The organism is Nonomuraea antri (genome assembly GCF_013283785.1).
Classification (GTDB): Bacteria; Actinomycetota; Actinomycetes; order Streptosporangiales; family Streptosporangiaceae; genus Nonomuraea; species Nonomuraea antri.
Genome location: NZ_JABCPZ010000388.1, coordinates 1 through 5,562, shown reverse-complemented (window position 1 = coordinate 5,562; position 5,562 = coordinate 1). Strand labels below are relative to the sequence as shown.

3 protein-coding genes are annotated in these 5,562 nt (G+C 75.3%); 2 read left to right on the top strand and 1 reads right to left on the bottom strand.

The annotated features are described in order from the left end of the window. A partial coding sequence (locus HII36_RS52895) for an AfsR/SARP family transcriptional regulator (protein ID WP_173530981.1) occupies positions 1-1,982 on the bottom strand: 1,982 nt, incomplete at its 3' end. Positions 1,983-2,175: 193 nt separating this feature from the next. On the opposite strand from HII36_RS52895, the gene HII36_RS52890 reads away from it, so the two are divergent. Both HII36_RS52890 and HII36_RS52885 read left to right on the top strand, forming a co-directional pair. Continuing rightward, complete coding sequence (locus HII36_RS52890; protein ID WP_173530980.1) at positions 2,176-4,539, top strand: protein-arginine deiminase family protein; 2,364 nt, start codon at positions 2,176-2,178, stop codon at positions 4,537-4,539. After that, the gene (locus tag HII36_RS52885; RefSeq protein ID WP_236005111.1) at positions 4,539-5,432 is read left to right on the top strand and encodes a HEAT repeat domain-containing protein; all 894 of its coding nucleotides are present in this window, start codon (positions 4,539-4,541) and stop codon (positions 5,430-5,432) included. The genes HII36_RS52890 and HII36_RS52885 overlap by 1 nt, the downstream gene beginning before the upstream one ends. Positions 5,433-5,562 lie beyond the last annotated feature (130 nt).

Below are 5,562 nucleotides of genomic sequence, written 5' to 3'. Positions count from 1 at the left end.
CCCCAGCCGTCAGTCACGCCACCCCGACCGCCGCTCTCGCCACCCCGACCGTCACTCACGCCACCCCGACCGGCGCTCTCACCGCCCCGGCCGGCGCTCTCGCCGTCCCAGCCGTCACTCACGCCGCCCCGGTCGGCGGCGAGTTCGCCGGCGTAGGCGCGTAGCAGGTCGTGGCAGGTGAAGCGGCCGGGCGCGGGCTCGGTGACGAGGTTGGCGCGGGCCAGCTCCGTCAGCGCCGCCCTGGCCTCCGTCACCGGTGTCCCGGCGAGGCTGGCGGCGGCGTACGCGCTGATCCGCGGCCCCGGATGCAGCCCGAGCAGCCGGAACAGCCGCTGCGCTGCACCGCTGAGCCGCTGCAGCGACCAGGAGAACACCGAGCGCATGTCGGTGGAACGGTCCGTGCTGTGGAAGGGGTCGAGCCTGCCCTTGGCCGCGCGCAGTTCCCCGGCGAGCAGCGCGAGCGGGAAGCCCGGGTTGGTGGCGGCGCGGGCGGCGACGATGGCCAGGGCCAGCGGCAGCCGGCCGCACAGCTCGATGATCTCGTCGACCGCGCCGGACTCGGCTCGTACGCGGCCCTGGCTGAGCCGTCTGGCCAGGAGTTGCCTGGCCTCGTCCGGGGTCAGCAGGCCCACGCTGAGCGGCTGCGCGCCTTCCGCGACGACCAGCCCGGAGAGCTGGTCGCGGCTGGTCACCAGCACCAGGCAACCGGGTGAGCCGGGCAGCAGCGGGCGTACCTGCTCGGCGTTCTCCGCGTTGTCGAGGATGATGAGCACCCTGCGCCCGGCCAGCAGGCTGCGGTACAGCGCCGCCTGGCCCTCCAGCCCGATCGGGACGCGCTCGGGCGGCACGCCGAACGCGTCGAGGAAGCCGCGGATGGCCTCGGCCGGGTCCATGGCGCTGCCGCCCGGGTCGTAGCCGCGCAGGTTGACGTAGAGCTGGCCGCCGGGGAAACGGTCGCGTACCCGGTGCGCCCAGTGCACGGCCAGCGTCGTCTTGCCCACGCCGGCCATCCCGCCGATGGCGCTGATCACGACCGCTCTGGCCGGGCCCCCGCCGGGGCCTTCGTCGGGGCACAGCTCGTCGAGGCGGTCCAGCTCGGCGTGCCGTCCGGCGAAGTCGAGCAGCCCGTACGGCAGCTGCGCGGGCACCGGCATGGCCCGGTCCGTGACCACCGCCGCCGAGGGTACGGGGTCGCCGCGCAGGATCTGCTCGTGCACGCGGCGCAGTTGCGGCCCGGGCTCGATGCCCAGCTCGCCGAGCAGGTATTCGCGTGCCTCGTGGAAGGCGGCCAGCGCCTCGCCCTGGCGTCCGGACTGGTAGAGGGCGCGCATGAGCAGCGCGCGCAGGCGTTCGCGCAGGGGGTGGCGGGTGACGAGCAGCCGCAGTTCGGCGACCGTGCCCGCGGGGTCGCCTGGGCCGGGGCCCGCCGGGTCGTCGCCGCCCAGGCTCAGCTCGGCGTGGATGCGTTCTTCCAGCACGTCGACGCGGTGCTCGCCGAGCCGGTCGCGTTCGGCGTCCAGCAGCGGGCTGGACAGCCCCTCGCAGACGGGACCGCGCCACAGCCGCAGCGCCTCGCGCAGGTCGGCGGCGGCCGCCCGCGGGTCGCCGGCCGCGCGGGCGCGTGTCACCAGCCGGTCGAAGACGTGCAGGTCGAGCGCGCCGGCCGGGACGTTCAGCAGGTAGCCGGCCTCGCTCCACGACAGCAGGCTGGACGGCGAGCGCGCGGAACGTTCCGGTTCCAGCGCCCGGCGCAGCGCGGAGACGTGTTTCTGCAGCAGGTTCAGCGCGTAGACGGGCGCGGCGTCGCCCCAGATCGCGTCGATGAGCCGTTCCCTGCCCGCCGGACGGCCCGCGAGCAGCAGCAGCACGCCGAGCACCGTACGTTGCTGCAGCGATCCGAGCGGTAACTCCCGCTCCTCGCGCCAGGCCCGGAGCGGACCCAGCACCTCGAACCGTAAGGCCGGGCCGCTCTGTACGCCCATCCCGTCTCCCGCCCGCCGTGGCGCAACCCCAGACCACGATAGACCGAGCGAGCCGCCCGGCCCAGAGGTCACTCCAAGCGGGCACTCCAGCGCCCACTCCAACCCCGCCGTGCATGCTGGTGCGACCAGCATGCACGGCTGACGCGGCACTCCCCGGCGGGGCCGCTCGACCGGTGAGAGGCGGGTGATCGACATGGCTCCCAGGAGGGAGACGCCGTCCAGGAGGGAGACGCCTTCCGACGGCGGACCGGCGCGTGACGCGGGGGCCGATCCGTCCCCGACGGCGCGACCCGGCGCCATCGTGCTCGCCAACCTCGATCTCGACGGCCGCATCCCGGACGGCGTCCGCGCCCGCCGGCTGAACTGCCGCGACGGCGACGTGAACGGCCCGGCCGACCAGGCCGAGCTGACCCCGCTGCGGCTGGCGGCCCTGGCCGGTCCCGCGCTGGTCCGGCTGCGTCCCGAGGACGGGCCGCGGCTGCGGCTGTTCGCCAGGGGCGACTCCGGCGGCTGGACCCGGCTGCTCGGCGCCGGGGCGCGGGGCGGGTCGCCGTCCGCCGAGGCCGTCACTGCGGAACGCGAGCTGCTGGCCGAGGCGGTGACGCTGCCCGGCGCGCCCGCGTTCCCCGTCCCCGGCCCGCCGCCCGACGGTTCGGGCCTGGACGGGTCGCGGCCCGGTGAGATCTGGCTGACCGTGCGGCCCGACGGCGGGGACGCCGAGCAGGTGCTGGTGCGGGTGGCGCCGTTCCTGCTGCCGTCGAATCTGCAGCCGCCCGAGCGCGTGTACCTGGTGTACCTGCTCGACGACTCCTTCCCGGTCAACCATCCGACGGCGGCCGAGGTGGTCGAGGTGCTGCGGCAGGTGTTCCCGCCGGAGGAGGTGACGCTGGACGGCGAAGGGCCCCGGTTCGTCCCGCATCACCCGGACCGTCCGGAGCGGGTGAACCGGCTCTACCTGGTGGACGGCGACGTCTTCGGCAACGACCAGTGGATCAGGGACGAGCTGACCTTCGGCTACTGCCTGGCCCCCGGCCGCTGGATGCCGGTGGCGCTGCACAACCCGCGCGGCAGGCGGCTCGGCCACTGGGTGCGCGACGAGCTGCCCGACGGGCGGCTCGGCCTGTTCAACGAGCTGGACATGCGGGTCGAGGACTCGCTCGACCACGGCGGCAACCTGGAGGTCTCGCCGCCCGTGGGCGCGGCGACCGGGCGGCTGCCCGCCGGGGCGGCCGGGCCCGAGGTGCCGCCGCACCCGCCGGCGCCGTTCGGGAAGATCGTGCTGGGTGAGGGCGAGGTGCGGGTGTTCGACGCGCCGCCATCCCTGGCCGCCGAGCTGGACGCGGGAGCGGCGCTGCCAGAGGCGGTCCTGACGGAGGCCGCGCGTGCCCTGTTCGGCCGGCACGAGTTCGACCTGGCCGCCGACGCGGTCGTGCGGGTGGCCGCGCCAGGAGCACGCTGGCAGGTGACGGACGCGCGCATCCCCGGCTACGGGCCGCGCCTGTTCGAGATCAGGCGCGAGGACGACCGGCTCGGCGTGTTCCTGCTGCGGCCGGTGCAGCCGGACTACCGGCACTTCCTGGTGGAGCAGCGGGTGCAGCCGATCCTGCCGGTGGACACATCGTGGCTGGAGGTCGGGCACGTGGACGAGGTGCTGACGTTCGTGCCCGCGCCGGGTGACGGGTTCAGGCTGGTGGTGGTGTCGTCCGGGCTGGCGGTGGGGTTGCTGGAGGCGGCGCTGGCGCGGCACGAGCGCGACGGCGCGCCGCTCACCCACCTGGCGCGCGGGCGCGCCCTGCTGCAGGCGCCGCCGGGCTCGGCCGCGATCTCGGTGGCGGACGTGCTGCGCCGACACGGCGAGTTCAACCGGCGGCTGCAGGAGCACAAGCTGACGCCGATCGAGGGACGGCTGCGCGCCGGGCTGGACGTGGCCGAGGAGCGGGTGGTGCGGCTGCCGGTGGTGTTCGCGTCGGTGTCGGGGCTGCCGATCGAGGCGCTGGGGACGATCCTGCACACCGACACGTTCGTGCGCACCAGCGCGGTCACGCCGAACCTGGTGAACCTGATCGTGCTGAACGACCACGTCATGCTGCCCCGCCCGCTCGGCCCGCGCCTGCCGGGCGCGGACGTGAACGCCGTGCTGGCCGCCGTGGGCGCGGCCGGGCTGCCGCGGGACCGGCTGGCCGCGCTGACCGGGCACTGGCACTGGGTGCCCCGGGGCGGGCGGCTGGACGACCTCGCCGCCACCTACGCCCTCAACCCCCAAGAGATCCTGAAATCTCCCGACAACCTGGTGGACGGGCGGAGTGTCTTCTCGGAGTCCGGGGTGGTGCGCGACCTGTGGCGGCGGATCAGGATCCCCGAGGACAACGTGGACCTGTTCGAGGCGTACGCGGTGAGCGTGCTCGGCTCGCTCGGGCTGACCGTGCACTTCGTCGAGGACTGGGACGCCTACCACGTCGGGCTCGGCGAACTGCACTGCGGCGTCAACGTCCAGCGCACCCCGGCCGAGACCCTGCCCGGCTACGACGGACCGTTCTGGTGGGAGGAGACGTCGTGATGATCGACGACCCGTTCGAGACGCTCTTCCTGAGCTGCGTGGACCGGACCGGCGAGCCGTACACGGCCGCGCGGGAGGAGCTGCGGCGGCGGGGCGGTGAGATCGCCGGCCCGCTGGAGGAGCGGGCGGCGGCCACCGACTGGGCCACGCACACCACGGCCAGGATCCTGCTCGGCTGGATCCGGGACCGGTCACTGTTCGAGCAGGTCACCTCCATCCTGCGGGACCGGGACTCGGCGCCGCGCCGGGTCGGCCTGGCCCCCGCGCCGACCGCCTCGGCGGCGGCGGTCGCCGCGCTCGGCTCGAAGGTGGTGCCCCGGCTGATCGAGATCCTCACCAAGACCCACGAGCATCGCGACGGGATCAGCGGCCAGGTGGTCCTGCTCGCGCTGGACTACCTGCGTGACCCGCTGGCCGTCATGCCGCTGCGCAGGCTCGCCCTCGACACCGCCGACGAGCAGGAACGCACGCTGGCCGTGGCCGCGCTCGGCGGCATCGGCGACGACCGGGCGTTCGACCTGGCCAGGGACGTCTTCAACGACGCCGGCCGGGGCGAGGTCCTGCGCGGCACGGCGGCGTTGTGCCTGGGCCGGCTGGGCCTGCCCGAGGCGGGCGAGGTGCTGCTGGCGGCGGCCCGGCGCGCCGGCGAGGGCAGCACGGTGCGGGCCAGCGCGGTCCGCGCGATCGGCTACCTGGGCGACCCCGCGCACGTGGCCGGGCTGCGTCAGGTGCTGGAGGGCGAGACCGCCGACGGGGCGCTGGCCCTGGAGGCGGTGGGCGCGCTGGCCAGGCTGGGCGACGCGCCCGCGCTGCGGCAGGCCGCCAGGTCGCACCCGCTGTCCGCGGTGCGTTCCGCCGCGCAGGAGGCCGCCGCCGGGCTGGACCCCGGCTGATCCGCCGCACCGCGCCCCGCTGCCGCGGGCGTTCATGGACCCTTCGTCTGATCCGGACGGTGACGTGATGGCAAGTCAAGAGATCGTGGGGCGGGCTCGCGAACTGGCGGCGCTGCGCGGGGAGCTGGGC

Coding starts and splice junctions, on each gene's coding strand:
- HII36_RS52890 (WP_173530980.1), top strand. CDS start 2,176: ATGGCTCCCAGGAGGGAGACGCCGTCCAGGAGGGAGACGCCTTCCGAC.
- HII36_RS52885 (WP_236005111.1), top strand. CDS start 4,539: ATGATCGACGACCCGTTCGAGACGCTCTTCCTGAGCTGCGTGGACCGG.